This window comes from Ottowia sp., assembly GCF_035325765.1.
Classification (GTDB): Bacteria; Pseudomonadota; Gammaproteobacteria; order Burkholderiales; family Burkholderiaceae_C; genus Ottowia.
The window spans coordinates 19,465-46,047 of record NZ_DAOKZG010000023.1 but is presented as its reverse complement, the minus strand read 5'-3'; the positions used below and the strand labels follow the sequence as shown (position 1 = coordinate 46,047).

Annotated in this window: 24 protein-coding genes and 1 pseudogene; 11 read left to right on the top strand and 14 right to left on the bottom strand. The window is 69.9% G+C overall.

The features are described from left to right. From PKA16_RS09315 to folP, 3 genes and pseudogenes are all read left to right on the top strand, one after another. A pseudogene (locus PKA16_RS09315) lies at positions 1–518 on the top strand (cell division protein FtsH); the annotation flags it as partial. A 135-nt stretch (positions 519–653) separates the two neighbouring features. Next, entirely contained in the window at positions 654–1,343 is a 690-nt protein-coding gene (gene tenA / locus PKA16_RS09310) for a thiaminase II (protein WP_324402580.1), read from the top strand. A 376-nt stretch (positions 1,344–1,719) separates the two neighbouring features. Further along, positions 1,720–2,526: a dihydropteroate synthase gene (folP, locus tag PKA16_RS09305; protein ID WP_324402586.1), complete on the top strand. Its 807-nt coding sequence runs from the start codon at positions 1,720–1,722 to the stop codon at positions 2,524–2,526. A 34-nt stretch (positions 2,527–2,560) separates the two neighbouring features. On the opposite strand, the gene PKA16_RS09300 is transcribed toward folP, so the two are convergent. From PKA16_RS09300 to PKA16_RS09280, 5 genes are all read right to left on the bottom strand, one after another. Next, on the bottom strand, positions 2,561–3,403 hold the full coding sequence (locus PKA16_RS09300) for an enoyl-CoA hydratase-related protein (RefSeq protein ID WP_324402579.1): 843 nt from the start codon (positions 3,401–3,403) through the stop codon (positions 2,561–2,563). Next, positions 3,400–4,617, bottom strand: coding sequence for a DNA polymerase IV (gene dinB, locus PKA16_RS09295; RefSeq protein ID WP_324402584.1), 1,218 nt, complete (start codon positions 4,615–4,617; stop codon positions 3,400–3,402). The genes PKA16_RS09300 and dinB overlap by 4 nt, the downstream gene beginning before the upstream one ends. 269 nt (positions 4,618–4,886) lie before the next feature. Further along, on the bottom strand, positions 4,887–5,393 hold the full coding sequence (locus PKA16_RS09290; protein ID WP_324402577.1) for a hypothetical protein: 507 nt from the start codon (positions 5,391–5,393) through the stop codon (positions 4,887–4,889). Between the two features lie 26 nt (positions 5,394–5,419). Then, entirely contained in the window at positions 5,420–5,614 is a 195-nt protein-coding gene (locus tag PKA16_RS09285) for a hypothetical protein (protein ID WP_324402576.1), read from the bottom strand. Positions 5,615–5,665: 51 nt separating this feature from the next. Continuing rightward, positions 5,666–6,076, bottom strand: a complete 411-nt coding sequence (locus PKA16_RS09280) for a hypothetical protein (RefSeq protein ID WP_324402574.1) — start codon at positions 6,074–6,076, stop codon at positions 5,666–5,668. 392 nt (positions 6,077–6,468) lie between these two features. Here PKA16_RS09280 and PKA16_RS09275 point away from each other — a divergent pair, with 392 nt between their 5' ends. Beyond that, positions 6,469–8,067 carry a DEAD/DEAH box helicase gene (locus PKA16_RS09275; protein WP_324402572.1) on the top strand — a complete coding sequence of 533 codons (1,599 nt, stop codon included), beginning with the start codon at positions 6,469–6,471 and terminating at the stop codon, positions 8,065–8,067. Positions 8,068–8,201: 134 nt separating this feature from the next. Here the strand turns inward: PKA16_RS09275 and PKA16_RS09270 are convergent, their stop codons facing one another. Together PKA16_RS09270 and PKA16_RS09265 are read right to left on the bottom strand one after the other, a co-directional pair. Next, a complete protein-coding gene (locus tag PKA16_RS09270) occupies positions 8,202–9,623 on the bottom strand; it encodes an FAD-binding oxidoreductase (RefSeq protein WP_324402570.1) in 1,422 nt (473 codons plus the stop codon). Positions 9,624–9,686: 63 nt separating this feature from the next. Further along, positions 9,687–10,109 (bottom strand): DUF2069 domain-containing protein, encoded by a 423-nt coding sequence (locus PKA16_RS09265; RefSeq protein ID WP_324402568.1) that lies wholly within the window; start codon positions 10,107–10,109, stop codon positions 9,687–9,689. A 22-nt stretch (positions 10,110–10,131) separates the two neighbouring features. Between PKA16_RS09265 and PKA16_RS09260 the strand changes: the two genes are divergently transcribed. Further along, complete coding sequence (locus tag PKA16_RS09260) at positions 10,132–11,376, top strand: YihY family inner membrane protein (protein ID WP_324402566.1); 1,245 nt, start codon at positions 10,132–10,134, stop codon at positions 11,374–11,376. A gap of 22 nt (positions 11,377–11,398) precedes the next feature. Here the strand turns inward: PKA16_RS09260 and PKA16_RS09255 are convergent, their stop codons facing one another. Together PKA16_RS09255 and PKA16_RS09250 are read right to left on the bottom strand one after the other, a co-directional pair. Beyond that, positions 11,399–12,205, bottom strand: coding sequence for an alpha/beta hydrolase (locus tag PKA16_RS09255; protein WP_324402564.1), 807 nt, complete (start codon positions 12,203–12,205; stop codon positions 11,399–11,401). Positions 12,206–12,380: 175 nt separating this feature from the next. Continuing rightward, on the bottom strand, positions 12,381–13,691 hold the full coding sequence (locus tag PKA16_RS09250) for an O-acetylhomoserine aminocarboxypropyltransferase (RefSeq protein WP_324402562.1): 1,311 nt from the start codon (positions 13,689–13,691) through the stop codon (positions 12,381–12,383). Positions 13,692–13,756: 65 nt separating this feature from the next. Here PKA16_RS09250 and PKA16_RS09245 point away from each other — a divergent pair, with 65 nt between their 5' ends. Together PKA16_RS09245 and PKA16_RS09240 are read left to right on the top strand one after the other, a co-directional pair. After that, positions 13,757–14,212, top strand: coding sequence for a CBS domain-containing protein (locus tag PKA16_RS09245; protein ID WP_324402560.1), 456 nt, complete (start codon positions 13,757–13,759; stop codon positions 14,210–14,212). A 180-nt stretch (positions 14,213–14,392) separates the two neighbouring features. After that, positions 14,393–14,845: a hypothetical protein gene (locus PKA16_RS09240; protein ID WP_324402558.1), complete on the top strand. Its 453-nt coding sequence runs from the start codon at positions 14,393–14,395 to the stop codon at positions 14,843–14,845. A gap of 46 nt (positions 14,846–14,891) precedes the next feature. Here PKA16_RS09240 and PKA16_RS09235 read toward each other — a convergent pair whose 3' ends face one another. Then, positions 14,892–16,634 (bottom strand): carboxylesterase/lipase family protein, encoded by a 1,743-nt coding sequence (locus PKA16_RS09235; RefSeq protein ID WP_324402556.1) that lies wholly within the window; start codon positions 16,632–16,634, stop codon positions 14,892–14,894. A 316-nt stretch (positions 16,635–16,950) separates the two neighbouring features. On the opposite strand from PKA16_RS09235, the gene PKA16_RS09230 reads away from it, so the two are divergent. From PKA16_RS09230 to PKA16_RS09215, 4 genes are all read left to right on the top strand, one after another. Next, on the top strand, positions 16,951–17,496 hold the full coding sequence (locus PKA16_RS09230; protein ID WP_324402554.1) for a hypothetical protein: 546 nt from the start codon (positions 16,951–16,953) through the stop codon (positions 17,494–17,496). Between the two features lie 72 nt (positions 17,497–17,568). Continuing rightward, positions 17,569–18,033, top strand: coding sequence for a poly granule associated family protein (locus tag PKA16_RS09225; protein WP_324402552.1), 465 nt, complete (start codon positions 17,569–17,571; stop codon positions 18,031–18,033). A gap of 24 nt (positions 18,034–18,057) precedes the next feature. After that, the gene (locus tag PKA16_RS09220) at positions 18,058–18,687 is read left to right on the top strand and encodes a TetR/AcrR family transcriptional regulator (RefSeq protein WP_324402550.1); all 630 of its coding nucleotides are present in this window, start codon (positions 18,058–18,060) and stop codon (positions 18,685–18,687) included. Positions 18,688–18,727: 40 nt separating this feature from the next. Then, the gene (locus tag PKA16_RS09215) at positions 18,728–19,504 is read left to right on the top strand and encodes an alpha/beta fold hydrolase (RefSeq protein ID WP_324402548.1); all 777 of its coding nucleotides are present in this window, start codon (positions 18,728–18,730) and stop codon (positions 19,502–19,504) included. Between the two features lie 126 nt (positions 19,505–19,630). Here the strand turns inward: PKA16_RS09215 and PKA16_RS09210 are convergent, their stop codons facing one another. Genes PKA16_RS09210 through PKA16_RS09195 form a run of 4 tightly spaced genes read right to left on the bottom strand, consistent with a single transcriptional unit; the run spans position 19,631 to position 26,527 of the window. After that, positions 19,631–20,854, bottom strand: a complete 1,224-nt coding sequence (locus PKA16_RS09210; protein WP_324402546.1) for a DUF3322 domain-containing protein — start codon at positions 20,852–20,854, stop codon at positions 19,631–19,633. Continuing rightward, positions 20,851–24,285: an ATP-binding protein gene (locus tag PKA16_RS09205; RefSeq protein ID WP_324402582.1), complete on the bottom strand. Its 3,435-nt coding sequence runs from the start codon at positions 24,283–24,285 to the stop codon at positions 20,851–20,853. Before PKA16_RS09205 ends, PKA16_RS09210 begins: the two co-directional genes overlap by 4 nt. A gap of 7 nt (positions 24,286–24,292) precedes the next feature. Next, on the bottom strand, positions 24,293–24,970 hold the full coding sequence (locus PKA16_RS09200) for a DUF4194 domain-containing protein (protein WP_324402544.1): 678 nt from the start codon (positions 24,968–24,970) through the stop codon (positions 24,293–24,295). A 27-nt stretch (positions 24,971–24,997) separates the two neighbouring features. Beyond that, positions 24,998–26,527: a DUF3375 domain-containing protein gene (locus PKA16_RS09195; RefSeq protein ID WP_324402542.1), complete on the bottom strand. Its 1,530-nt coding sequence runs from the start codon at positions 26,525–26,527 to the stop codon at positions 24,998–25,000. Between the last annotated feature and the right edge of the window lie 56 nt (positions 26,528–26,583).

The window sequence follows — 26,583 nt, the reverse complement described above, 5'->3', positions numbered from 1 at the left end:
AGGAGTACATGCTCAACCAGATCGCCATGCTGTTCGGCGGCCGCATCGCCGAGGAGGTGTTCATGGGCCACATGACCACCGGCGCCTCGAACGACTTCGAGCGGGCCACCAACCTGGCGCGCGACATGGTGATGAAGTACGGCATGAGCGAGGCCCTCGGGCCGATGGTGTACGCCGAGAACGAGGGCGAGGTGTTCCTCGGGCGCAGCGTCACCAAGACCACCAACATCTCGGAGGAGACCATGCGCAAGGTCGACGCCGAGGTACGCCGCATCATCGACGAGCAGTACGCGCTGGCGCGCAAGCTGATCGAGGACAACAGCGACAAGATGCATGCCATGGCCAAGGCCCTGCTCGACTGGGAGACCATCGACACCGAGCAGCTCGACGACATCATGGCCGGGCGCGATCCGCGTCCGCCCAAGGACTGGACGCCGCGCACGCCGCCCTCCAGCGGTCCCACCGGCGGCACGCCTGCCGAGGCCAAGCCGACCGATCCGGCACCGACCGTGGCCTGAACCCGTCGGGGTTTCGTAACGGGGCCGCAGGCCCCGTTTTCCTTGGCACTCCATGTCTCGCGTGTGCCACCAACGCCGTTGGAGTTGCGACATGAGCGCCGTCGACGCGCCACGCCCTGAACCGGAGTCCCCACGATGACCGATTCCCGCCAGCCGACCCCGATCGACGCGCTGATCGAGCGCAACGCCGACACCTGGCGCGCCTACTGCCAGCATGCCTTCGTGCGCGGGCTGGGCGCCGGCACGCTGCCGGCCGAGGCGTTTCGCTACTACCTGCGCCAGGACTACCTGTTCCTGGTGCACTTCGCGCGCGCCTGGGGCCTGGCGGTCTACAAGAGCCGCACCATCGGCGAGCTGCGCCAGGGCCTGGACAGCCTGAAGGCCATCGTCGACCTGGAGATGGGGCTGCACATCGAGTACTGCGCCCAGTGGGGCATCAGCGAGGACGAGCTGGCGCGGCTGCCCGAGGCGCGCCAGACCATGGCCTACACGCGCTACGTGCTCGACGCCGGGCTGCGCGGCGACCTGGTCGACCTGCACGTGGCGCTGGCGCCCTGCCTGATCGGCTACGCGGACCTGGCGCGCTGGCTGGCGGCGCAGGACTTCACCGTGCGCGGCGAGGCCAATCCCTACGAGGCCTGGATCGCCATGTACGTGAGCGACGAGTTCCAGGCCGCCGCGCAGGCCGAGCGCGACTGGGTGAACCGGCAGCTCGCCGGCGCCACCCCGGCGCGCATGGACGAGCTGTCGCGCATCTTCGAGGAGGCGACGCGGCTGGAGATCGACTTCTGGCAGATGGGGCTGGACGCCGCCGCCCAGGCCTGAGCGCACGCAACGAGCTGTCCGCCATGCCGCCCGACGCAGTGTAGTGTTTCATGCTATCAGGCACTTATAAAAGCCAGAAAAAGGCTTGCGGCAAGGCGCGGTTCGCAGCCAATGCTGGCGGCCTTGGCAAGAATCGCAACGCCGCCGCGAGCCTTTTTCTGGCTTCCCGCAGGGCGAGCCGCCAAGGGGCCATCTGCTTTGTTGCGTGGCCTTGACATGGACCCACCATGCCTGCGGCCACGCGCCGCGCAGCTGGCCCCTTGGCGACTCGTTATAAGTGCCTGATAGCGTGAAACACTACACTAGCGCCGCGCCCCGCCACGACGCCATCTGGCAGACCACGCGCTTCCGGCTCGACCTGGCCGAGCCGCGCGTGATGGGCATCGTCAACGCCACGCCCGACTCGTTTGCCGATGGCGGCGAAAACGCCGACGCCGCGTCGGCGCTGCGCCACTGCGAGCGGCTGCTGCACGAAGGCGCGCACATTCTCGACATCGGCGGCGAGTCCACGCGCCCGGGCAGCCCGCCGCTGCCGCTGGCAGACGAGCTGGCGCGCGTCCTGCCGGTATTGCAGGGTGCGGTGCGACTCGGAGTGCCGGTGTCGATCGACACCTACAAGCCCGAGGTGATGCAGGCCGCGCTCGAGCTGGGCGCCGACATCGTGAACGACATCTGGGCGCTGCGCCAGCCGGGCGCGGCCGAAGTGGTGGCGGGCCATCCGAGTTGCGGCGTCTGCCTGATGCACATGCACCGCGACCCACGCACCATGCAGGCCGCGCCGATGGCGGGCGACGCCGTGCCGCAGGTGCTGGCCTTCCTGCGGCAGCGGGCGGACGCCATCACGGCGCTGGGGGTGGCGCGCGAGCGCATCGTGCTGGACCCGGGCATCGGCTTCGGCAAGACGGTGGCGCAGAACTATGCGCTGCTGGCGCGCCAGCGCGAGCTGCTCGCCATCGGCCATCCGCTGCTGGCCGGCTGGTCGCGCAAGTCCTCCATCGGCACCGCCCTGCAGGGCGACGCGCCGGCGCCGCCGGTGCCACGCGAGCGCGTGAGCGGCAGCGTCGCCGCCGCCCTGCTGGCGGTCGAGCGCGGCGCCCGCATCGTGCGCGTGCACGACGTGCGCGAGACGGTGCAGGCGCTCGCGGTGTGGCGCGCCATGCGCGCACAGGAAACGGGCCGCTGAACGGCGCTGCCGTGCTGGCTGCGGCTTGCGGCGCTCAGTCGCCGAACGCACGCAGCCGCGCCAGCGGCGGGAAGACGCCGTCGCGCTTCTCCTGCATCGCCGTCACGGCCTCGCGCACGTGCGCGTTGCTCCAGATCGCGCCCTGCACCCAGCCCATCTGGCGCAGCGCGTCGTCCACCGCGTGGTCACGCGCATAGCGGATCACCTGCTTGGTGCCCCAGATGGCGACGGGCGGCTTGGCCGCGATCTCGCGCGCACAGGCCAGCGCGGCCTCCAGGCAGGCTTCGGGGCTGTCGAAGACCTCGTTGACCAGGCCGACCTCGCGGGCCCGCGCGGCCGGCATGCGCCGGCCGGTGTAGGCCAGCTCCTTGACCACGCCCAGCGGCACCAGTTTGGGCAGGCGCTGCAGGGTGCCGACGTCGGCCACCATGCCGATGTTGATTTCCTGGATGCAGAAGAAGGCGTCTTGCGTCGCGTAGCGCACGCAGGCGGCCGTCACCAGGTCGACCGCGCCGCCCACGCAGCCACCCTGGATGGCGGCGATGACCGGGATGCGCAGCGACTCCAGCTTGCTGAAGGTGGCCTGCAGGCGCTGCAGCAGGTCGAAGATGGCGGCGCGCCCTTCGGCGCTGGCGTCGTCCATCTGGATCGCGCTGCCGAACACCTCCAGCGCCATGCCGGCGGAGAAGTGCCTGCCGGTGCTGGAGATGACCAGCGCGCGAGCTTCGCTCCCGTCGTGCAACTGGTCCAGCACCTGGTCCAGCTCGCGCCAGAACACCGGGCCCATGGTGTTCAGGGCGTCGGGCCGGTCGAGGACAAGATGGGCGACGTGGGCGTCCAGCGTCAGCTTGAAGCAGGTCAGGGCGGTCGGGTTCATGGCGTGGTCGTTGGCGTGAGGGGTTCGAACAGGGGCAGGTCGGGTTCGGCCTTGCGGGCGGGCAGGTCCGCTGGCGCGTCGGCTTCGCGCATCAGCGAGCCGACGCGCACGCCCAGCAGGCGCAGGCGCTGCGTCAGGTCGACGCGCTTCAGGCACTGGCCCGCCACCTGGCGGATGCGCCGCGCGTCGCTGGTGTAGGCGGCCACGGTCTGGTCGCGCGTGACGATCCTGAAGTCGGCAAACCGCAGCTTGACGCCGATCGTGCGGCCGACGTAGCCGGCGCGCTGCAGGTCGTCCGCCACTTCCTCGGCCAGCTCGGTGAAGATGGCGCCGAGCTCGGCACGGTCGTGCACGGCGTGCAGGTCGCGCTCGAACGTGGTCTCGCGGCTCATGCTGACAGGCTCGCTTTCGGTCACCACGGGGCGCTCGTCGTGGCCCCAGGCCGCATCGTGCAGCCAGCCGCCGTGGCTGGGGCCGAAGCGTTGCACCAGCCAGGCCGGGTCGCAGGCGGCCAGCTCGCCGATCGTGCGGATGCCGTGCTGCTGCAGCCGGGCATCGGTCTTCGGGCCGACGCCGTTGATCTTGCGGCAGGGCAGGGGCCAGATCAGCGCCTGCAGGTCCTGCTCGTGCACGATGCTGATGCCGCCCGGCTTGTTGAATTCGCTCGCCATCTTGGCCAGCAGCTTGTTGGGCGCGACGCCGATCGAGCAGCTCAGGCCCGTGGCCTCGAGGATGCCGCGCTGCAGCCGCTCGGCCAGCACGCGTCCGCCCTCGGCCTGGCCGTCCGGTGCCTCGGTGAAGTCGATGTAGACCTCGTCGATGCCGCGGTCCTCCATCAGCGGGGCGTGCTGCAGGATGACGCGCTTGAAGGCGCGCGAGTACTTGCGGTATTCGGTGAAGTCCACCGGCAGCAGGATCGCCTGCGGGCACAGGCGCGCGGCCTTCATCAGGCCCATGGCCGAGCCGATGCCGAACTTGCGCGCGGCGTAGCTTGCCGTCGTGATGACGCCGCGCCCGACGTAGTCCGAGAGGCGCGGAAAGGCTGCCAGCGGGATCTGTGCGCGGTCCGCCGCGTCCCAGGCGCGACCCGGCTGCTCGGCGCGCAGGCGCTCCAGCCGCGCCTCCAGCAGTCCGTGGCCGGCGCCCACCACCATCGGCAGGTCCTTGAGCTGCGGGTAGCGCAGCCACTCGACCGACGCGTAGAACGCGTCCATGTCGAGGTGGGCGATGCGGCGCAGCGGGGTCACGGCCCGAGTGTAGGCCGCGCCCGTGTCCCCGCGCCGGGCGTGGACCGGCACAAGCGTGGGACGTCGGGCGCTGCATGGCAGCAGCACCGTGCCCGCGCACTCGCCAGAGCCGATGCGCACCGTGCCCGGCTTCTCGCCCCAGCCGCGCAGGGTGACGGTGTGGCCGTCTTCCAGCCAGCTGCGGCTCTCGGCGTTCGGCAGCGCGATCGGGTCCTTGCCCCCGGTGATCAGTTCGATCAGTGCACAGGCCTGGTCCAGCGTGGGGCCGGATGGCGTGTCGGTATCCAGCCGGTGTGGTCGTCGATGCGGCAGGGCAGGGTGTATCCGGCCGCTGCCTGCGCCACCCGGCAGGGCTGCCGGGCCACCTGCTGCCAGGAGCCGGCTTGCAGTGCTTTCGAGAGTGCCTTGCGCAGCGCGGACGCGGCTTGTGGCTCCATGCCCATCAGCTGGTCGAGCGTGGATTCGACTGCCGCCGGCGCCGGCGCGTCGCCGCTGAATGCACCGGTCTGCGCGGTCGCTGCCGGGTCGACGATCTGGTCGCCGATCGCCACGCCGCCGCGCCAGGCCTCGCTGCTGCCCTTGCGCCGGAAGATCGCGAACGGCAGGTTCCGGATCGGAAAGTCGGTGCGGCCATCGTTGGCCGACGCAATCCCGCTGGGCAGCGCCGGGTCGTGGGTTTCGTTCAGGGTGGGATATCGGGGGCGTCTCCAGGGCTGGTGCGATCGCGGCCAGGCATCGCGCACGCGCCGGCAAGCCCGGGGGCGCCGGGCTATGGCGGATTGCTGGCGCGCCAGGGCGCGAAGCGCTCGCTTTCGCGGTTGATCCACGGCAGCGTGTGGCTCGCGGTCAGCCACGAGATGCCGAATGCGGTCAGGGCCGTGGCTTCGCCGTAGAACACCAGGCGCGGGACGGCGTGCGCCAGCGCGTGGCCACGCAGCCAGTCCAGCGCCAGCACGGCCATCACCAGCAGGATGGTCGCGCCGCAGGCGGCATAGACTCCGGCGCGCCAGCGTGCCTAGGCGTGGCCCTTGTCGCGCGCGCGCCGGTAGAAGACGCGGCAGAACGCGGCCAGCAGCGCGAACATCAAGGCCGCCGCCAGCGCGTGCGCCCAGGGGATGGCGGGAGCGTGCGTGCCGCAGGCACAGGGGAACAGTGCCACGCCGAGGGCGGCGACCGCCGCCAGCTTGCTCAGCACCAGTTCCCGGCGCGAGCGCCCGTTGTAGGCCAGCAGGAAGGCTGCGATCGCGAACAGGAAACCGATGAAGATGCTTTGCGCCCAACCGCCCTCGTAGTACGCGGCACTGATGGAGTCGATCACCGTGGGCGACAGGGCGCTGGTCAGCGGCGCCAGGCCGAGCGCGATGACGCCGATGATCAGCTTGATGGTGCGGCTGTCGATCTCGGGCCGGGCGTGGAAAGGGCGCATGGCGGGACAGGGTGGATGGCCGGCGGGCTGGACATCGCGGGATGGTAGCGCGCTGCGCCCTGCGCGGGAACCTGCACCGCGCGTCGACCTCGACACGGATCGGCGCGACGTGCGATAATGAAAGGCTTCGTGCATGCGGCCGTGCTGCTGCGGCGCGTTTCTTCGAACATCTCCCGCTCGTCTCTGGATCGCCTGGCCGCAGGCGGTTCCTCAGTTCAGCCGCCGCGGCCCTGCGCGGGTCGGTGGCTGGTTCCGGAGCCTGGCCCGTGCCTCGGACCAGCCCGCGTGTCGTCGGATGGTGGGTGTCGTTGCATGAACCCGGTGCGCCTGTCGCGCGCCACCCTCCGATGCGCGTGCCGCTGCCTGCACGCCTGCGGGAAAGAGAAGTTGAGATGACCTCTGACGAGGACCAGCGCGCGTTGGCCCAGACCGGGCCCGCGCCCCGGACACCGGCATCCGAAGCCGGAGAAAATGCTTTTGCCACCCTGGGCCTGGCGCCCCAACTGCTGGCCGCCGTGGCCGCGCTCGGCTTCGCGGAGCCGACCGAGGTGCAGCGCCGTGCCATTCCGCTGGCGCTGGCGGAGGGCGGGGGCGGCAACGACCTGCTCGTGTCGAGCCAGACCGGCAGCGGCAAGACCGCGGCCTTCCTGCTGCCCGTGCTGCACACCCTGATTGGCCTGAAGGCCGAGGCGGCGGCGCGCGAGCGGGCGGCCTGGGACGCGCGCGTGGCCGAGACGCTGGCACGCGGCGAGGCGCCGCCGAAGAAGCCGCGCCGCAGGAACCCGCTCGACCGGCGCCACTTCCGGCCGGCCACGCCGGGTGCCCTGGTGCTGGCCCCGACGCGCGAGCTGGCGCAGCAGGTGGCGGCCGATGCGGTCGACCTGGTGCGCCACGGCTGTGGCCTGCGCATCGCCAGCGTGGTTGGCGGCATGCCCTACGGCCAGCAGATTGCACGCCTGCAGAATGCCGACTTGGTGGTCGCCACGCCGGGGCGCCTGCTCGATCTGCAACGCAGCGGCCAGATCGTGCTCGACCAGGTGCGCTTCCTGGTGGTGGACGAGGCCGACCGCATGCTGGACCTGGGCTTTGCCGACGACCTGGAGGCGATTCACCAGCTCACCGCCGGCCGGCGCCAGACCATGATGTTCTCGGCCACGCTGGCGGCGCCGATCCAGCGCCTGGCGCTGCGCGTGATGCGCGAGGGCGGCGCCCACGTGCAGCGCCTGCAGGTCGATGCGCCCGAGGAGCGCCACGGCAACATCCGCCAGCAGCTCTACTGGGCCGACGGCCCCGAGCACAAGCGTCGCCTGCTCGACTACTGGCTGCGCGACCCATCGCTGGACCAGGCGATCGTGTTTGCCTGCACCCAGGTCGAATGCGACCAGCTGGCCGTCGAACTGCAGCAGGCCGGCTTTGCCGCCGTGTCGCTGCATGGCGCGCTCAGCCAGGGCCTGCGCAACCGGCGCCTGGGCGCGCTGCGCGACGGCCGCGTGCAGATCCTGGTGGCGACCGACGTGGCGGCGCGCGGCATCGACGTGCCGAGCGTCACCCACGTCATCAACCACGGCCTGCCGATGAAGGCCGAGGACTACACGCACCGCATCGGCCGCACCGGCCGCGCCGGGCGCGACGGGCTGGCGGTGACGCTGGCCGAGTTCCGTGATCGCCGCCGCCTGGCCGACATCGAGGCGCACACGCGCCAGCCGTTCGAGGCGCTGGTCATCGGAGGCCTGGAGCCGACGCGCTTTTTCCCCCCGATCAGCGCGCCGGCGCCGACCCGCGGCGGCGCCGGGCGCCCGGGCCGCGCCGCGCCGCGCCATGGCGAAGCGCGCAAGGGCCGCGGCCCGGAGGCTGACTTCAAGAAGAAATCAGCGCACCGCGTGCACGGAAGTGGTGCACACAGCCATCAGAAGCGAGGCGCTGGAGGCGCGCCGGCGCGTGCTGCACGCAGCTCCGGCGCACGCGCACGCGCCTACACCCCGGCACGCTGAGGGCGCGTGCGCGCCCTGTCATGCAAATTCGCCTTCAACTGACGAATGACGAATGACCTCGCTGCGCTTCCATGACAAGGCCATCAGTCGCCATGTCGGCGTGAACCGGAGTCATTCATCAACCGGGATCAGCCTCAGTCGACCAGCACGCGCCCCGGGTTCATGATGCCCTGCGGGTCGAGCGCGCCCTTGATCGCTCGCATCAGGTCCAGCGCCACCGGCGACTTGTAGCGCGGCAGCTCGTGCACCTTGAGGCTGCCGATGCCGTGCTCGGCGCTGATCGAGCCGCCGTGGCGCGCCACGGCGTCGAACACCAGGGTGTTGATGCGCTTCTCCTCGTCCCGCAGGAAGGCCCTGGGGTCGACGCCCTCGGGTGCCTGCACGTTGTAGTGCAGGTTGCCGTCGCCCAGGTGGCCGAAGTTGACCAGGCGCACGCCGGCGATCTCGCGCGCCAGCAGGGCGTCGGTCTCTTCGCAGAAGGCGGGAATGCGCGCGATCGGCACGCTGATGTCGTGCTTGATGTTCAGGCCTTCCTCGGCCTGCGCCAGCGAGATGCTCTCGCGGATGTGCCACAGGCCACGCGCCTGGGCGATGCTCTCGGCCACGACGGCGTCGCTGACGCAGCCGGCCTCCAGCGCCATCTCCAGCAGCGACTCGAACTGGGCACGCGCATGCGCCTCGCCCTCGTGGTCGGAGTTTTCCAGAAGAACGCAGTACGGCGCCTCGCGCCACAGCGGCACGCGCAGCTGCGGGAAGTGCTTGTCCACCAGCCCGAGGGCGAACTGGCCCATGACCTCGAAGCCCGTCAGTCCCGGCCCGAGGCGCTGGTGCGCCAGGCCCAGCAGATCCACCGCCGCCTGCATCGAAGGCACGGCGGCCCAGGCCGTGAGCTGCGCCGCCGGGCGCGGATACAGCTTCATGGTGGCGGCGGTGATCACGCCCAGCGTGCCCTCGCTGCCGATGAACAGGTCGCGCAGGTCGTAGCCGGTGTTGTCCTTGCGCAGGCCGGTCAGGCCGTCCCAGATCTCGCCCTGCGCGGTCACCACCTCCAGGCCCAGGCACAGCTCGCGCGTGTTGCCGTAGCGCACCACCTGGGTGCCGCCCGCATTCGTCCCCAGGTTGCCGCCGATGGTGCAGCTGCCCTCGGCCGCCAGGCTCAGCGGAAACAGGAAGCCGGCGCCTTCGGCCGCTGCCTGCACGTTCTGCAGGATGCAGCCGGCCTCCACCGTCAGCGTCAGGTTGGCGCCATCGATGGCGCGCACGCGATCCATGCGCTTCAGGCTCAGCACCAGCTGCCGGCCGTTCTCGTCCGGAACCGCGCCGACCGACAGGCTGGTGTTGCCGCCCTGCGGGATGATGGAGGTGCCGTGTGCCGCGCAGGCGCGCACCACGGCGGCCACTTCGGCCGTGCTGGCGGGCTGCACGACGGCCAGCGCGCGGCCGTGCGCGCGGCCGCGCCAGTCGCGTTCGTAGGCCGTGAGGTCGCCCTCGGTCAGCACATGGGTGGCGCCAACAGCCTGGCGCAGGGCATCGAGCAGGGTCGGGTTCGTGGTCATGTTGCGTAGGCTATCAGGAGGGGGCGACCCGCTGGGAGGGCCAGCACGGGGCGCGGCCGGGGGTCAGGAGGTCTCGAGCGCGGTGGTGCGCGCGCGCCCCGCCTTGAGGCGCAGCCGCACGTGTGCCGTGCAGGCAGCGAACAGGGCGAGCGACAGCAGCACTTCGAGCGCGGCCAGGAGGGCGGACAGCCCCGCCTCGCTGAAGGCGCGCACCACGCCCTCGGTGAAGTACAGCCACACCAGCAGCGCCAGCCAGCGGCAGGTGTGCAGGCGGTAGCGTCGCAGCCCGGGCAGGGCCGCGAGCAGCGGCAGCACCTTCAGCGCCCACCACGAACCGCCCGGGCGCAGGGGTGCCAGCCAGAGCTCCCAGGCCAGCCCCAGCGCGACCAGCGCCAGCACGCCCGCGACGGCGGCGGCGCGCGTGGTGCGCGCGGCGGGCGAGGGTGGGGCCGGGGCAGCGTCAGGGGCAGCGTCAGGGGCAGGCATGGGCGGTGGCATCATACCCAGCATGAACCCCACCGTGCCTGGCGGGCGACTGCGCCGTGCCGTTGCCGATCTGGCTGAGTTTCCGCTCGGCGCGACCGCGCTCACCCTGTGGCAGCGCTTCCAGCAGGACCGGCTCAGCCTGACCGCCAGTTCGCTGACCTACACCACGGTGCTGGCGCTGGTGCCGTTCTTCGCGGTGGTGCTTTCGGTCTTCACCGCCTTCCCGGCCTTCGGCCAGTTGCAGGCCGCGCTGCAGCAATGGCTGGTGGAGAGCCTGATCCCCGGCAGCATCGCCGGCCATGTGATGGGCTACCTGACCCAGTTTGCCAGCAAGGCCAGCCAGCTCGGCCTGATCGGCATGGCGGGGCTGACCGTGACCGCCGTTTCGCTCATGCTGACCATCGACAAGACGCTCAACCAGATCTGGCGCACCAGTCGCCAGCGGCCGCTCGGCCAGCGCGTGCTGGTGTACTGGGCCGCGCTCACCCTGGGTCCCCTGGTGATGGGAGCCAGTCTGGCGATCACCTCGTACGTGGTCACGGTCTCGCGCGGCTGGCTGCCGGACCTGCCGGGCGGCGTCGATTTCGCGCTGGCCGCGCTGCAGTTCCTGCTGTTGACCGGCGGCGTCACGCTGCTCTACCGCTACGTGCCGAACACGCCCGTGCGCTGGGCGCATGCGCTGGCCGGTGCGGTGTTCGTGACCATCTGCCTGGGGCTGGCGCGTGGCGCCCTGGGCCTGTATCTGGCGCGCATTCCGACCTATTCGGCGATCTACGGGGCCTTCGCCACGCTGCCGATCCTGCTGCTGTGGATCTACCTGAGCTGGCTGATCGTGCTGCTGGGCGCCGTCATCGCGGCCTACCTGCCGAGCCTGCTGGCAGGCGCCATGCGGCGGCCCGATGGGCCGGGCTGGGAGTTCCGGCTGGCGATCGAGCTGCTGGCCGCGCTGGCGCGGGCGCGCAGCGCACCCGCGCGCGGCCTGACGCGTCCCGAGCTGGCGCACGCCCTGCAGGTCGACGTGCTGCAGCTCGCGCCGCTGCTGGATGCGCTGGACGCGCTGGACTGGGTGGGTGAGCTGGGTACGCGGCGCGAGAACGAGGAGCCGCGCCTGGTGCTGCTGGCCGAGCCCGCCGCGGTTCCGCTGGCGCCGCTGGTCGATCGCCTGCTGCTGGCGCCGGCCGCAGAGGCCGTGCCCGCGTGGCGCGACAAGCCGCTCGCGGCGCTGACACTGTCGGATGCGCTGGCGCATCCGACCGCGACGGCCTGAGGCGCGTCGGCGCGCGGCGTCGTCAGCCCTTCAGGAAGTCCCGCAGCGCGTCCAGCACCGGCCCGGGCGCCTCGGTCATCATGGCATGGCCGGCATCGACCTCGACGATGCGTGCGTTGCCGGCCTGCCGCGCCAGCGCGCGCGCCGAACGCGGCGGCGTCATCTGGTCCTGGCGGCCGATGATGAACAGCGTGGGGCAGGCCACCGCGGCGATTGCCCGCTCACCGCCGGCGTAGCGGTCGCAGGCCTGGAAGCCCGCATGGAACACGTTGACCTCGCGGTTGCTGGCCAGCATGCGCCGCATCAGCGCGCGCGAGGCGCCGTACAGCCAGGTGCCGGGGCCGAGTGCCGACGGCGGGGGGCAGAGCGTGCTGTGCGAGAACACGTTGACCATGTGGATGGCTTTTTCGGGTTCGCTGATCGAGGCTTCCAGCAGCGCGGGCGAGACCTGCATCGGGTACGCCGTGCCGCACAGGACCAGCTGGCTGATGCGTGTCGGTGCGCGCGCTGCCGCTTCCAGCGCGATCAGCGAGCCGAAGCTGTGGCCCACCAGCGCCGCGCGCGCAATGCCCAGCGCGTCGAGCAGCGCCAGCACCGTGTCGGCCGCCTGCTCGACGCTTTCGGGAGGTGCCCCCTTGCTGCGCCCCTGCCCGGCCAGGTCGATCGCCAGCACGTTCCAGCCATGGTGGGCGAAATGACGGCTCTGCAGGATCCACACGCTGTGGTCGTTCAGCACGCCGTGGATGAACACCACGGTGGGTCGGGCCGGATCGTGGGCGTGGCCGCCGGTGTAGGCGTAGAGCGGCTGGCCGTTGACGTCAATCTGCATGTCGGTTTTCCACGGTGTGTTGCTTCATCGGCGACGCCTGGGGTCCGAGAATCCAAGGGCCCCGGAGCAGGCCATGCCAGTGGCAGCCATGGTCAGGGTTTCCCTGGCCACAGGCCGCGTCCGCTTGAGGGGGCGCAACATCGCACAGCGAGTGCAGCCACGCAGGCCATCCACTTCAAGCCTCTGCTTTCTCGGCCGCGCGCAGCGCCCGCTTGAGGTCGTCGATCAGGTCGGCCGGGTCCTCCAGCCCGATCGACAGGCGGATCGTGCCGGGTCCGATGCCGGCTGCCGCCAGCGCCGCGTCCGTGAGGCGGAAATGCGTCGTGCTGGCCGGATGGATCACCAGGCTGCGGGCGTCGCCCACGTTGGCCAGGTGGCTGAACAGCTTGAGGCTGTCGATGAACACCTTGCCCTGCGCGCGCGTGCCCTTCAGATCGAAGCTGAACACGCTGCCGGCGCCCAGCGCCCCGTGCTTCAGCAGGCGCGCGGCCAGCGCATGGCTCGGGTGCGACTCGAGCAGCGGATGGCCGACGCGCGCGACGAACGGATGGCCGGCCAGGAAGCGCACCACCTGCTCGGTGTTGGCGAGGTGGCGCTCCATGCGCAGCGGCAGCGTCTCGATGCCCTGCAGCACCAGCCAGGCGGTGTGCGGGCTCATGCAGGCGCCAAAGTCGCGCAGCCCCTCGCGCCGTGCGCGCAGCAGGAAGGCTCCCACCGTGCTCTCGTCCGTGAACACCATGTCATGAAAGCCGGCGTAGGGTTCGGTCAGTTCCGGGAAGCGCCCGGATTGCACCCAGTCGAAGCTGCCACCGTCGACCAGCACGCCGGCGATCACCGTGCCGTGGCCGCCCAGGAACTTGGTGGCCGCGTGGTAGACCAGGTCGGCCCCGTGCTCGAAGGGCCGCAACAGGTAGGGCGTGGTGAAGGTGTTGTCGACCAGCAGCGGCAGGCCGGCGTCGTGTGCGATTGCGCTCACGGCGGTGATGTCCAGCACATCCAGGCCCGGGTTGCCGACCGATTCGCCGAACAGCAGCCGCGTGTTGGGCCGGATGGCGGCGCGCCAGCCATCCAGGTCGCCCGGCTTCACGAACGTCGTCTCGATGCCGAAGCGTGGCAGCGTGTAGGACAGCAGGTTCTGGCTGCCCCCGTAGATGGCCGAGCTGGCCACGATGTGGCCGCCGGCACCCATCAGGGTGGCGATCGCCAGGTGCAGGGCCGCTTCGCCGCTGGCGGTGGCGATGGCGCCGACGCCACCTTCGAGCGCCGCCACGCGCTGCTCCAGCACCGCGTTGGTGGGGTTGCTGATGCGGCTGTAGACGTGGCCGGCGCGCTCCATGTTGAACAGCTGCACCGCCTGGTCGCTCGACTCGAACACGAACGAGGTGGACAGGTGGATCGGCACCGCGCGTGCGCCGGTGGCCGGGTCGGGTTGCGTGCCGGCGTGCAATGCGAGCGTGTCGAAGCCGGGGTCTGGGTAGCCGGGCATGGGGTCTCCTGGAGCGGTCCGGGCGGGTCGGGCCGTTGCCGATTGTGGGCTATATTCTTCCGATCATGAAAGTCCGCGACATCTTGCGCCTCAAGGGCCAGGCTCTCTACACCATCACGCCCGAGCACAGCCTGGGCGAGGCGGCTGCGGCGATGGCCGAGAACGACATCGGCTCGCTGGTGGTGATGGCGCGCGAACGCGTGGTTGGCATCCTCACCTTCCGCGAGGTGATCCAGGCGGCCGTCAGGAACGGTGGCTCGTTCGAAGGCCTGTCGGTCTATCGCAGCATGGACCCCGGCCCCATGATCTGCACGCTGGAGACCGAGCTCGACGAGGTGCGTCGCATGATGCTGGTGCACCACGCACGCTACCTGCCGGTGATCGACAACCGCCAGTTGATGGGCGTGATCAGCTTCTACGACGTTGCCCGCGCGGTGGTCGACAGCCAGAACCTGGAGAACCAGCTGCTCAAGGCCTATATCCGCGACTGGCCGGAAGAGGGCGACGCCGCTGCGTCCTGAGCGCGCCAGGCCGCGCGTGTCCCGCCCGTCGCTGGGGACTTGGTGCTGCGCCGGCACGCTGACGCCTGTGCGACGCGGCCTGGCTGGCGCCGGCGCGACTGCGCTGCTATCGTGTGCGCAGCGCGATGGCGGCGCCGGCACGGGCCCACGCCCGAGGCGCAAGCACGAAGGAGGAATGCTGTGGCCAGCTCGAATTGGGGTGATGCATGGGGGAATGGCTCGAACCCGTTGGGCGACCTGCCCTGGGGTGGCGGCCTGTCCGCATTGTTCGAGCCGTACCGCCTGCCGGGGGTCGATCCGAGCGCCCTGCTGGAGTGGCAGCACGACGACTGGGATGCACTGCTGGAAGCCCAGCGCCAGGCCTGGGAAGGACTCATGGTCCTGTTCGAGCGGCGCAGCGAGATGCTTGACAAATGGCTGCTTCGTTGGCGCGAGGGCGTGTCCGGCGCTGGCGGATTCGAGGCCTGGAGCCAGCCGATGGCGCTGTGGAAGGGCAGCCTGGACCAGGCACTAGAGGATCTCCGCGAGCTCGCGGACATGGAGGTGCAGGCGCGCGTCGGAGCGTGGCAGGTATTGCAGGACCGCCTGCAGCAGAACATGGCACGGCTGCAGGACCTGTGGCGCGTGGGCTGACGCAGCGCGGCGCGCGCGGGTTCGCTGCGCGCCGGTTTTTCCCGGTTCAGCGCACCTGCTCCCAGAATGCGCGCTCGGCTTCCAGCGGGGCGTATTCGACCCGGCACTCGCGATCGAGGATCATGGTGGCGCGTCGTCCCGGCTCGTAGGGCGGCCATGTGCCCAGGCCGGGGTGGCTGGGGTTGCCGGTGCGCGCGAACTGGATCCAGGCGTCCTGCATGCGCGCGGCGAGTTCATGCGCACCTGGCAGGTGGCTGCCGGCGAATGCCCGCAGTGCCGGATGATCCAGCGTGCCGAACACGAACGGCAGTTCGAGCGCGTGGCAGGCGCCCAGCGCACCCCCCAGGATGGGTGAGCGCCAGCTGAACAGGTAGCTGTAGGTCTGCGCCTGGTGGGCGCTTTGCAGCTCGGCCAGCCGCAGCGCCGGCCAGCGCATGGTGCGGTCGTTCTCGAAGGCGAACCAGAGCTCGCTGGGCGTGGTGCTCTGGCCGCGCTCGGTGCGTGCCGCGCGGTAGGTCTGCAGCGCGCGCCGCGCCAGCTCGCCGGCACGGACACCAGCGTGCGCCAGTTTTCGCGTGCAACGGGCCAGCAGCGTCTTCTCGTCGAGCCGGCGCGCCTGCGGGTCCATGAAGGCAAACAGCTTCTGCTCGTCCAGGTTGGTGCCGATCAGCAGCGCCACCGGCGCGCACAGGCCGTCGGCGACGGCGTCGAACGGGTGGCGCGGCAGCAGCGCACCATCCAGCACCGGCTCGAACGGCAGCTCGGCATCGCCTGCGCGCGTGAACAGCGGCGCCCACAAGGCGCGCCAGCGGCTGGGGCCGCGTCCGCGCCGCCGCATGCGTGCCAGGTCGTGCAGCGAACCGGACATCCACTGCAGCAGCCGGCGCAGCACGCGCCAGCCGGTGATGGCAACCAGCAGCAGCGTGGCGCCCAGCCGGCGCGGCGCCAGGAAGTTGCCGGCCAGCACTTGTCGCGGGTGCAGCAGCAGGCCGATCAGGAAGCGCCGCTGCGCGCCAAGGATCCGGCCGGCGTGCAGGTCCATCAGCGCTTCGGCCTGCTGCGGCGTCAGTCCCAGTTCGCGCAGCACGCCCGCGCGGGTGCCCGCAGCGGCCGCGGGCGAGGAGAGGTAGTTGGCCGAACCGCTCTGCAGGATGGCGCGCTGGAACAGCCCGCGTGCCCGCGGCGCGCCCAGCAGCATGGCGCAGCTCATGGCACCCGCCGACTCGCCGAAGATCGTCACGCAGTCGGGGTCGCCGCCGAAGGCCGCGATCTCGCGCTGCACCCATTGCAGGGCTGCGATCTGGTCGAGCAGGCCCTCGTTGCCGCTGGCCAGCGGCTGGCCCTGGGCGTCCTGCAGCGGCAGGAAGCCGAGCGCGCCGAGCCGGTAGTTGATCGTCACCACCACCACGTCGCCGCGCCGCGCCAGCGTGGCGCCGTCATACAGGTGTTGCGAACCCGCGCCGAGGATGAAGGCGCCGCCGTGAATCCAGACCATCACCGGGCGTCCGCCCGCGTCGGGTGCCGGCGTCCAGACATTCAGGTACAGGCAGTCCTCGTCCGTGCGACCGATGCCCAGGTCCAGCATCGACCCCATGGCCTGCGCGTCCTGCGGCGCTGCCGGCCCGAAGCGCAGCGCGTCGCGCACGCCGCCCCAGGGTTCGGGTGGCTGGGGTGGCCGAAAGCGCAGCGGGCCGACCGGCGGGCGCGCATAGGGGATGCCGCGAAACACGCTCAGGCCGCCCTCCTGGCTGCCGCGCAGCGTTCCGCATTGGGTGTTGACGGTCACCATGGTCGCTCTCCGGACGCCCGTGCCGGTGCTTGCGGCTTCGTGGCGCGCGGCACCGATCCCGGGCGAAGCACGAATGATGCCTGTGGCCGGGACCGGCGCGGAGTGCATGCGGGGAGAGGTGCCGCGCGCGCAGGAGCCGGGCGGCCGATTTGTGGCGGCACTGGGAAAGAAGCCGCAGGCCGTGAATGCGGCCCACGGGTTTAGGGCATTTGCCCTAGATTTCGCCATTTTTTGGTTGGCAGACCCTAGGGTTTACCCGAGATAATTAATTTATCGCAATAAGAAATCCCAGTCCTATCCAACGGAGTCACTGAACATGAGCAAGCAAACCCTGACCGCCATCGAGAACCTGGCCGCCGTCGCGACCCAGGCCGTCAATGCCTACAACACCGCCGGCAAGACCGTTGCCGCCGCCTACCGCAAGGGTGTCGAGCGTGCGCTGGCCACCTCCGCGTCGCGCCTGGGCGCCGGCCGCGAAGAGCAGCCGTCGCTGCTGAGCGCGCAGGCCCGCGAGCAGATGCTGGAAGCGCGCCAGAAGTGGAACGAGCTGGTGCTGCAGCGCATCGAGTCGGACACCAACAACGCCATCCTGGTGATGGACCGCGTGGCCGTGGCCGCCACCAGCGGCATCGATGCCGCGACCCAGCAACTGATGATGATCGACTCGCAGGCCGTGCGCTCCTTCGTCGACGGCGTGATTGCCCTGCACATGCCGGCGGCCCAGTTCTCGGCGCAGCTCGCCGACCAGCTGCTGGCTGGCGCGCAGCGCATCGAGGCGCGCGTGGAAGAGCAGGCCGAGGGCGAGGCGAAAGTCCAAGACGTGGTCGCGCGCCCGGTGCGCCGCTCGCGCAAGGCCGCCTGACGCCTGGGCGACTGCACGCAGCACGGGGGCTCAGGCCCCCGTTATCATTGGTCGGGTTCGCTGGAGCGATGCATGGCACGTAAACCTCCATCCCCTGCCCAGCCGGCCCGCAAGCGCGCGGCCGCCAGGAAGGCGGCGCCCGCCGCGGCCAGTCGGGCCAAGACCGCCCGGGGCGGTGCGGACGTGCAGGCCTCCGCCCGCCGGCCCGAGGATCTGTTGCACGCCGGCCTGAAGGCCTTCCGGCTGGAAAACCTCCTCGGCCTGGTGCCGCCGCCCGCCTCCCCGCCGCAGGCCGGCATGCCGGGGCTGGGTTTTGGCGCGCTCGACAGCTTCGGCTTCCGCAAGTTCGAGGACGTGTTCGACCAGCGTGTCGCGAGCGCGCTGCGCCACCTGGGCTGGCCCGAGCCCGAGGCGGTGCTGGCGCTGCTGGACGAGGTGCAGCAGCTGCGGTCGGAACTCGAGGCCCTGCGCCGCGCCCAGCGCAAGTCGGCACCGGCCAAGTCCACGTCGCGCAGTGGTGGGCGCTCCGGACGTTGAGTGGGTCACGATCGCCCCGCGCGCATGGCCGCTGGCAGCACCCGCGAGCGCATCCTGCAGGCCTGCCTGCTGCTGTTCAACGCCGACGGCCTGCCGGCCGTCTCCACGCACAAGATCGCGGCCGAGCTCGAGATGAGCCCCGGCAACCTGCACTACCACTTCAAGACGAAGGAACAGATCGTCGGCTGGCTGTTCCGGCGCTTCGAGCAGCGGCTCGAGGCCCTGAACGGCGCGGCCTCGGGCATCGCCGCGATCGACGATTTCTGGCTCGCCCTGCACCTGCGCTTCGAGACCATCGCCGAGTACCGCTTCATCTATCGCGACATGGCCTTCCTGGCGCGGGAATATCCCAGCCTGGGCCAGCGCGCGCAGGCGCTGACGGCGGCCGACCTGGTGGCAACGCAGGCCCTGGTCCAGCGGCTGGCCGCGGCCGGCGTGCTCGAGGTCAGCGACGAGCAGAGCCATATCCTGACCCTGCAGATGGTGTTCACCATCACCTGCTGGCTGTCGTTCGAGCGCCTGATTCCCGGGCGCGAGGGGCGCGAGGCCGATCCGGGCCTGGCCGCCTTCTACACCCTGACCCTGGTTTCCCCCTATGTTTCGGCGGAATCCAGGGCCTACATCGATTACCTCAGGAGCAAGTATCTGAGCTAAGCTGCGGGCGAGCGTCGCCCACGCACATGAAAGGAGCACCATGACCACCGTGACCTACGACCAACCCATTGCACCCCCCTCTCGCCTCCTGCTGTGGGCCGAGGGGCGTGCGATCTGGGAAGCCGCGGCCAGCGTCACCCTGTGGCCCTTGCTGCGCCTGGTGCCGCGTGGCGACGGGCATGCGGTGCTGGTCCTGCCGGGCCTGCTGGCGGGCGACGACTCTACCGGCCTGCTGCGCCGCTACATCAAGTACCGCGGCTACGACGTGCACGGCTGGGGCCAGGGGCGCAACCTGGGCCCGCGGGCCGGCGTCGAGAAGCGCATGTCGGACCAGCTCAAGCGCCTGGCGGACAAGAGCGGGCGCAAGGTCAGCGTCATCGGCTGGAGCCTGGGCGGCGCCTATGCGCGCATGCTGGCCAGCACGCAGTCGGACGAGGTGCGGGACGTGATCACCCTGGGCAGCCCGATTTCGGGTGATCCGCATGCCTCCAATGCGTGGCGCGTCTACGAGGCCGTCAGCGGCCTGAAAGCCGAGCACAGCGAGCGCTGGGAGCTGGTCGCCCGCACGCCGCCGGTGCCCACCACCTCGATCTACAGCCGCACCGACGGTGTCGTCGCCTGGCAAACCAGCCTGGAAAGGGAAGGCCCGCAGACCGAGAACATCGAGGTCGCGGCGAGCCACCTGGGGCTGGGCTTCAATCCCGCGGTCCTGTACGCCGTCGCCGACCGCCTGGCGCAGCCTGAGGGTGCCTGGGAGCCCTTCGACCGCAGCCTGCTGGGCGCGATGTTTTATCCGACGCCGGCGCAGCGGGCCTGAGGCCGGCAAGCTGCGTGAGGGCGCGAGGGCCATGCCCAGCGCAAGAGGAAACGGCCAACCGTTTCTGATTGCGTGTTAAATTGGTGGTGGGAGGCAATCCGCCCAGCAGAGAAGCGCCTCCCGAGCTTACGAGGAAGGGGACGGCACTATGCGGGTTCCCGACGGGATGCGAGCCAGTCGATCGCAGAGCCAGCCAAAGCCTATGCGCTCCTGTTCCAGTCGCAGCCTGGGCTGGTGGAGATCAAACCTGAGGTCATCATACACAGCCGCCTCCTCGGTCGTCAGGCGGGACAGGGGGTGGCGTGCGGGTTCGGGTTCCTCGCCCCAATGGGGGCGATGGGCAAGCAGCGTCTCCCGGTCCATGAGGAAGGACACTGCGCTCGGGAAGTAACCACGCAGTTGGTTCAGGATGGCGAATCCGTGAGTGTCGATGTCGCCCCAGTAGAGCAGCTGGCATCGATCCAGCCACGCGGCACGCGCCAGCGCCTCCCAACCATAGCCAGCGCCGAAGACGACGACGGCTTCGGCCACGGCCGGGAAGGCCAGGAAGTTGGTCTCGTTCTCGGTGATGAAGACCCGGTCGACGGCCAAGGCTAGCGCCGCGAAGCTGATGGCGTCCAGCGTGATGTCGGCCAGCACACCCGGCAAGGCCTGGCAGCCTGGTAGGCTGGGCAGCGACGGATCGAGCAGACGGAACCGGATTCGCAAGGGCTTGTCCCGGAAACCGAATCGGCGAGTGAATTGCGCAACGCCGGTCGCTCCCCTCTCGATGACCTCAGGCGGCAGGCCCAGATCCAGCAACTCGGCCAAGACGCCTCGGTGGGCTTCGATGAACTTGCTGTCCACCCCGGGCGCGTCCACCTGGCGCAGGTAAACGCCTGGGCGCGGATGTGCTTGCAGCCAGGCAACGACGGCCATCAGGCGTTCCCAACGGTCGGCCAGCTCCAGCGCCCGGATCGGCCGCCGGGACAGCCACGCCAGCAACGAGGGTTGCGCAGCGGCCGTCTGGCGCCACAAGTCTGCAAATCGTTGCGCCTGACGAGCCTTGCCGATGAAGGCCAGGGCCTCCTGCAGACTGTCGAGCCAGACGGCGTCAGGAAGACGCTGCGTCCCCTGGACGCGGTGGTTCCACTCCCGCCATTCGATCCGAACCTGCGGGGTTTCGGTGATCGCCCTCACCCAGTTGCGCACGGCCTCGAAGCGATCGGACAGATCCGAAGCGCCGGGCGTCTTCAAGCTCAGGCGCAGGGGCCACGCGATGGCGTCGGTGACCGTCGCGCGCAGCAGCTCGCCCCGGTCCCACAGGCGTTGGACCTGAGCGCGGAGATCTTCCGGCGCGGTCCAGCTCATGGTGCCGCGTCGCCTTCCGCCGCGCCTGTGGCGGCCATCCCGTCCGCTGCGCCCGCTGCCGGCCCTGCCGCCGCTCCTTCGGCCTTGTGCGTCCGGTACTCCTCGATCGACAGGCAGCGCAACCGCGAGTCCCGACCGCCCTCGTTGTGCACGTAGCCAACGCTGGCCACGAAGGGCTCGATGATGTGGATCTTCTGCAGCGGCGTGACGATCAGCAACTGCAGGTTGAGCTGCTGGAACAGGCGCAGCCCATACTGCGCCGATTCGTCCGAACCGCGCCCGAAGGCCTCGTCGATCACGACGAAGCGGAACGACCGCGAGCGCACGGCGCCCCACTCCAGCCCGAACTGGTAGGCCAGGCTCGCGGCCAGCACGGTGTAGGCCAGCTTCTCCTTCTGACCGCCCGACTTCCCGCCCGAGTCCGAGTAGTGCTCGTGCTCGGCCCCATCGGCGCGCCAGCGCTCGCTGGCCGAGAACAGGAACCAGTTGCGCACGTCGGTGACCTTGGCGGTCCAGCGCCGGTCGGCGTCCGACAGTCCTTCGCGGCCGCGGAAGCGGTCGATGATGGTCTTGACCTGCAGGAACTTGGCCTCCGAATACTGTTCGTCGGCCGAGCCCGTCATCGCACCTTCGGTGCACGCCCGCAGATCCTGCTGGAAGTCGCGGATTTCCGCATCCGGGCTGGGCAGCGCCACCAGCTTGATGTAGCGGCCCGGGTTGTAGTCGATGGCCTGGAGCGACTGGTTGATGAAGTCGACGCGCTCCCTGATCGTCTCCCGCTCGCGGGCGAGCTGGGCGTTGAAGTTGGCGATCTCGTTGATGGTGTTGACATTCAGCAGCTCCTTGAAGCGCGCCTCGAATCGCGGCAGGTCATCGCTCTTCAATCCGGCGAGCATCCGCTCGTACTCCGGCAGCGCCGCCAGGCTCACGTCCATCTCGACCGTCTCGGCCTTGAACTCCTCCTTGAAGCCGCGCATGGCATTGACGATGCGCTCGGTCAGGCGGGCCAGACGCTTGTCCTCTGCGTCGATGCGCTGCTGCAGCCATTGGCGCAGCTCCTGCTCGCGGTTGTCGCAGGACTCGACCGACAGCTGATGCTCGCCCAGCGCCTGCGCGCGCCAGGCGTCCAGGCGCTCGATCTGCGGTTCGGTCAGCGGCGCGTCGTCCCAGATGCCGACCGTCCGACTCTGCAGTCCCTGCGCATCCGCATGCTTGGTTGCGACCTCGGCACGTTTGTCTCGGGCCTGGTCGCGCTTGCGTTCTGTATCCGCGATCCGGTCTTGCGCCGCTTTGAGCTGGCGCCCCAACTCTTGCAGGGTGTCGGATGCGGCTTCCAGCCGAGCGCGCTCCTCCGCTAGTGCAGCGACGCGGCGAGCCAGGCTCATCCAGTCGATGTCCGCAAAGGACGTGAACTCTTCCAGCTTGCCGAGCGCATCCAGCCGGCCCCGCAGTTCGTTGCGCGCCTGCTGGATTTCGCCGATGCGCTGCCCCAGCGTCGCAAGTCCTGCCTCCAGACGCTCCCGCTGATCGCGCAGGACCCGTAGCTTGTCGGCATTGCTCCAACCGAGCACGTAGCGTCCGCGGTCATCGATGCGGCTGCGGTCGTCCTTCTCGTGGCGCCCGCTCGGGTCCTTGATCTGGCCGGCGCGCGTGATGGCACGGGCCTCGCGGCGAAACTGCTCCCCGGTGTCGCAGCAGGCGACGTCGAAACGGCTCCGAAGCTCCTGCCCCAGCCATTCGCAGTGCGGCGAATCCGGCTTGATGAGGAGCTTGCTCACCAGCGACTGCGGATGCAGCGCGGCGCCATGTGCTGCCTTCCGTGGGCGCACATGGAAGTACACCAGCCGCGCGCCCAGATGCTGTCGGTCCACCCAGTCCACCACGGCCTTGTAGTGCGCCTCCGGGACCAGGAGCGCAAGGCCGAAGCCGCGCAGCAGCCGCTCGGCGGCACCTTCCCAATCGCGCTCGTCCTCGCGCACCTGGATGAGCTCGCCCGCGAAAGGCAGTTCGTCCTCACCGATCGCCAGCGCCGAACACAGCGCATCGCGGATGCGGATCTGGGCGGTGTCGATGTTGCTCCTGCGCCGCTGCAGACTGTCGATCTCCTCGGACAGGGTGGCGTGCTCTTCACGACCCTTGCGGAAAGCAAAGTCCTCCTCGCGCTCGCGGTTGTCCAGGTCGGCAATGCGCTCGCGCAAGCCTTCCGCGCGCTGGGCAATGCTCTGCTGTCGGGCGAGAAAGCCGACTTCATCGGTCGGCGCCGCCTCCTCGATGCGGGCCAGCAGCGCCTGGAAGCGGTCCGACTTCTTCTGGCGCTGATCCTTGTCCTGTTCCAGACGGCGAATTTCCGCTGCCAGCTCCTCCAGGCGATCGCCGCCGTTGTCCCGCAGGGCCCGCTCCAGGCGGCCGACTTCCACGCGCTCGGTCTCGCGCTGCGCATCCAGGCGCTCGATCTGCGCATCGAGCCGGGCAGCATCCTGGGCCAGCAAGGCCAGCCGCCGCGCCAGCAGCTCGCCCTTGAGCCGGGCGAAATACGGCCGCAACTGGTCGCGCGCATCCCGCCAGCCCTGGATCTCGGCCGCAAGCAGCTGGTGGCGCTGGCCGTCCTCGACCAGGGGTGTCAGCAAGTCCACCTGCCGCTTGGCCTTGAGCACGGCCTGATGCGCGCGGTCCAGGTCGTCGAAGTGGCGGATCAGGGCCTCGATGCGGCTGCCCACGTCGAAGGGCTCCAGCATGTGGCTGCGCACAAAGTCGGTGAGGTTACCCACCGACTTCATCGAGACGGTCTGGTGGAAGAGCTCCAGGGCTTGCTCGTGCTCAATGCCGAAGCGACGGCGGAACCAGGCGCCGTAGGTCGGAAAGCGGTCGAACAACTCGCAGCCCGCGCCGCGCAGCTTCTTGCGCAGCGCAGGGATATCGCTGCCGAAGCCGCTGAAGTCGTCGGTGATGGCGAGCGCCCGCTCGGCGGCCACGAACAGGCGAGCCGGCTGGCCTTGCGGGTCCTTCAGCCAGAAGACCTGGGCCAGCGTCAAGGCCTGGTCGTAGCCCTCGTTGCGGAAGACGCCGAGGATGACCGAGTAGCTCGACGCATCGCGCAGCGCCACAGGCCGGGTGCTGCCCGTGACCTCGTTGCGCTCGCTCTTGTAGTGGCCGAGCACGTAGGAGCGCAGGGAGCGCTCGCGTGAATCCGCCCCGGCCGCCTTGTTGTAGGCCACGCGATGCGCCGGCACGAGCAAGGTCGTGATGGCATCGACCAGCGTGGACTTGCCCGAACCGATGTCGCCCGTGAGCAGGCCGTTGCGCCCGGCGAGCTCGTAGCGCCAGACCCGCTTGTCGAAGGTGCCCCAGTTCAGCACCTCCAGCCGCTGCAGCCGAAAGCCAACTCGGCTATCGTCGGCAACGAAGTCAAGGCCCAGGGTCGGCGAGTCCATCGGCTCTTCACGCATCCGAGCCTCCCTCGCCAGCACCGCCCGCCAGCGCCGCGCGGTAGACCTCCAGTCGCGCATCGAGCTCGGCCAGCCACTGTGCGTCCACGAAGGCCTTCAGGATGCGCCGCACCTCGTAGTGCCCTTGGTCCGACGCACTGCCGGCAGCGGGCTTGAGCCGGCGCAGAAAGCCCAGATCGACCACCTTGGTGATGGTCGCGTCCACCTGGTCGATCAGCCGAGCCTCGTTCGTGCCATCGGGCAGAAAAACGCGCATCAGCTCGGCGATCTCGTCGCGGGAAAGCACCAGCCGTGTGTCGCCACCACCGGCGTCGAATTCGGCCATGCGCTTGCGCAGCAGCGCCAGCATCAGGCTCACCGGGTAGGAAAGCGGCCGGCGTACAACGAGCCGCGGCAGGCGGGGCGTTCCTTCGGACTCATCCGGATCCGGGAAGCTTTTGAGGAAGGCGTGGCCCTCGGCCTCGTCCAGCACGAGGTCGAGCAGCAGAACGGCGGCCTGTTCCCTGACTCGCGTCTGCAGGCGCAGCAGGCTGGCCCACAGCCTCTCGTCATCGTCGCGATAAACCACGCCCTTGAGCAAGTGCACCATCAGCTGCGACAGCTCGGGCACGGCCGGCAGCGCGCTGGGCGTGGCTTCGGGCGGCTCGTTCTCGTGCAGCGCATCGCTCATGTTCTTCTCTTCCCGGGCCCCGAGCTTTCAGCGGGTGAAGATCACGCGAGGCAAGCGGGCCTTGCGCATCACAGCATCGCCCGCTGCATTACGGGCTTCCCAACGGATCGGCTCTTCTGCGGTTTCGTCGATGAGGGCGTGAAAGTCCCCGAGCGTGATGCTGCGGTCTGTTGCGTGGGCCAACTCCAGATAGGCGACCAGCTCGGCCAGACCCTGACGCAGGGGCTCGGCTTCCAGCAATTCGCGCAGCGTGATCTGCGGCTGGCGACGCAGTACGCGTTGAACGGCCGACCGCAGGCGCGCCTTGTCCACCACGATCTGGTCGAACAAGCGCGTGGTGTCGATGTCGTCCTCATCGGCCACCAGTGCCAGATCGGTCAGGCGTGGCTTCACATTCGGCGTGAACAGGGGACGCTCCAGAGGCAGTTCGATATCCGCGCCCATGGCGTCGATGTGCATCACCGTGCCGCTGGGCGTGGCGTCGCGAATGCCGAGCGCGTTACCTTCGATGCCGCGCAGCAGGTCCAGGATCCGGCGATTCTCCAGAAAGGCCCGGTCATCGAGGAAGCGGCGCAACTGCTGCGACAGCTGCGCCACGGTGCGCTGCGTGTGTTCGCCGGCTTCCAGCCAGTCATGGTGCACGCGGCGCGTGCGCGGGTCGGGCGAAAGCTGAGCGACGGCGGGCAGTGTCAACACCTGGCCCAACCGCTGGGAGAGTTCCTCCTGACGCCGACTGGACATGAGGAAGTCCCAGAAGGCGCGGAAGCTGCGGCCCTGGTCGGAGTCCCCGATGGCATCGCGCTCACCCATGATCTCGTCGAGCAGCGCGCCCTTGGCGCCTTGCCACAGCGCGATCTTCTCGCGCACCTTGCGGTCAAGCAGGCGGAAGTTCTGCTCCACCTCGCGGAAGTCGGCCAGCAGCTCGCGCGCCAGTTGCTGAAATTGCTGGAACCGGTCCTTGACCGCCGTGTCATCCAACAGCGGCACGTCGCCCGCCAGCACGCGGGCGATTTCGGCGTCCAGCTCGCCGCGCTTCTTGCGCAGGTCGGCGACTCGCTTGATCGGGTCGGCCTCGGTGCCGGCGCTGATCTGCTCCAACAACGCGAACAGCGTGAGCAGGCGCGACTCGGTGCCGACGAACGGCCGTTCGGTGAGCGAGGCCAGCCAGGCGATAGCCTTCTCGGTGGCCGGTGTCAGGTCGAACTGCGCCTCGTCCGTGCCCGGCTTGTAGAACTTGCGCAGCCAGCCCCTGTCGGGTGCGGCCCAGTCGTTGAGATACTCTTGCGCGCTCCTGGGATAGGCGTCCGGCCCCATCTGCTCACGCAGGACGAACAGCTCATCCTCCAGTGCCTCTGCGAGATCGGCTTCGCTCATCAGCCGCACGTTCGTCGCCACGAACGTCCGTTGCAGGAAGCTCGCTATCAACGGGGCATGCGGTGACGCCAGCAGCCGCCAGGCCGGGTGACGGTCACGCAGCGTTGCGAGGGAGGCGTGGTCAAGTGACAACAAGGGAGGCCAGTCTTTCGATTCCGCTTCGGCCCTTGGATTCTTCCACATGCATCCGGCGCCCCGGAAACGCGCGCACGAACAAAAACGCCCAACCGTTTCCGGTT

Coding starts and splice junctions, on each gene's coding strand:
- tenA (WP_324402580.1), top strand. CDS start 654: ATGACCGATTCCCGCCAGCCGACCCCGATCGACGCGCTGATCGAGCGC.
- folP (WP_324402586.1), top strand. CDS start 1,720: ATGGGCATCGTCAACGCCACGCCCGACTCGTTTGCCGATGGCGGCGAA.
- PKA16_RS09300 (WP_324402579.1), bottom strand. CDS start 3,403: ATGAACCCGACCGCCCTGACCTGCTTCAAGCTGACGCTGGACGCCCAC.
- dinB (WP_324402584.1), bottom strand. CDS start 4,617: ATGGACGCGTTCTACGCGTCGGTCGAGTGGCTGCGCTACCCGCAGCTC.
- PKA16_RS09280 (WP_324402574.1), bottom strand. CDS start 6,076: ATGCGCCCTTTCCACGCCCGGCCCGAGATCGACAGCCGCACCATCAAG.
- PKA16_RS09275 (WP_324402572.1), top strand. CDS start 6,469: ATGACCTCTGACGAGGACCAGCGCGCGTTGGCCCAGACCGGGCCCGCG.
- PKA16_RS09270 (WP_324402570.1), bottom strand. CDS start 9,623: ATGACCACGAACCCGACCCTGCTCGATGCCCTGCGCCAGGCTGTTGGC.
- PKA16_RS09265 (WP_324402568.1), bottom strand. CDS start 10,109: ATGCCTGCCCCTGACGCTGCCCCTGACGCTGCCCCGGCCCCACCCTCG.
- PKA16_RS09260 (WP_324402566.1), top strand. CDS start 10,132: ATGAACCCCACCGTGCCTGGCGGGCGACTGCGCCGTGCCGTTGCCGAT.
- PKA16_RS09255 (WP_324402564.1), bottom strand. CDS start 12,205: ATGCAGATTGACGTCAACGGCCAGCCGCTCTACGCCTACACCGGCGGC.
- PKA16_RS09250 (WP_324402562.1), bottom strand. CDS start 13,691: ATGCCCGGCTACCCAGACCCCGGCTTCGACACGCTCGCATTGCACGCC.
- PKA16_RS09245 (WP_324402560.1), top strand. CDS start 13,757: ATGAAAGTCCGCGACATCTTGCGCCTCAAGGGCCAGGCTCTCTACACC.
- PKA16_RS09235 (WP_324402556.1), bottom strand. CDS start 16,634: ATGGTGACCGTCAACACCCAATGCGGAACGCTGCGCGGCAGCCAGGAG.
- PKA16_RS09230 (WP_324402554.1), top strand. CDS start 16,951: ATGAGCAAGCAAACCCTGACCGCCATCGAGAACCTGGCCGCCGTCGCG.
- PKA16_RS09225 (WP_324402552.1), top strand. CDS start 17,569: ATGGCACGTAAACCTCCATCCCCTGCCCAGCCGGCCCGCAAGCGCGCG.
- PKA16_RS09220 (WP_324402550.1), top strand. CDS start 18,058: ATGGCCGCTGGCAGCACCCGCGAGCGCATCCTGCAGGCCTGCCTGCTG.
- PKA16_RS09215 (WP_324402548.1), top strand. CDS start 18,728: ATGACCACCGTGACCTACGACCAACCCATTGCACCCCCCTCTCGCCTC.
- PKA16_RS09210 (WP_324402546.1), bottom strand. CDS start 20,854: ATGAGCTGGACCGCGCCGGAAGATCTCCGCGCTCAGGTCCAACGCCTG.
- PKA16_RS09205 (WP_324402582.1), bottom strand. CDS start 24,285: ATGGACTCGCCGACCCTGGGCCTTGACTTCGTTGCCGACGATAGCCGA.
- PKA16_RS09200 (WP_324402544.1), bottom strand. CDS start 24,970: ATGAGCGATGCGCTGCACGAGAACGAGCCGCCCGAAGCCACGCCCAGC.
- PKA16_RS09195 (WP_324402542.1), bottom strand. CDS start 26,527: ATGTGGAAGAATCCAAGGGCCGAAGCGGAATCGAAAGACTGGCCTCCC.